Raw genomic sequence first — 286 nt, 5'->3', positions numbered from 1 at the left:
CCAGACGCCGTGATCGGCGTCTGGGAGGAAGGGGTCGCTATTTCTCCAAAAGAAGTGACAGCCATACAGGCTGAAAATATGACCCGTGGAACAACCGGCGTGTGTGTGCTGGCAGAACAAGCGGGCGCTAACGTCCACGTAATTGATGTTGGTATTGATACTGCTGAGCCTATCCCCGGGCTTATCAACATGCGTGTCGCACGAGGTAGCGGCAATATTGCTTCAGCTCCGGCAATGAGTCGCCGTCAGGCTGAAAAGTTGCTTTTGGACGTCATATGTTATACGC

At 53.1% G+C, this 286-nt stretch carries 1 protein-coding gene; it reads left to right on the top strand.

Annotated features, from left to right (window positions below; all coding sequences use genetic code 11):
- Nucleotides 1-286: nicotinate-nucleotide--dimethylbenzimidazole phosphoribosyltransferase (locus tag SB756_RS29380; RefSeq protein WP_410913077.1), on the top strand; the 286-nt coding region annotated here is incomplete at both ends.

The sequence above is a fragment of the Pseudomonas sp. SIMBA_068 genome (genome assembly GCF_046534705.1).
Classification (GTDB): Bacteria; Pseudomonadota; Gammaproteobacteria; order Pseudomonadales; family Pseudomonadaceae; genus Aquipseudomonas; species Aquipseudomonas putida.
The sequence above is the reverse complement of the archived record's forward strand: the minus strand, read 5'-3'. Positions and strand labels throughout refer to the sequence as shown.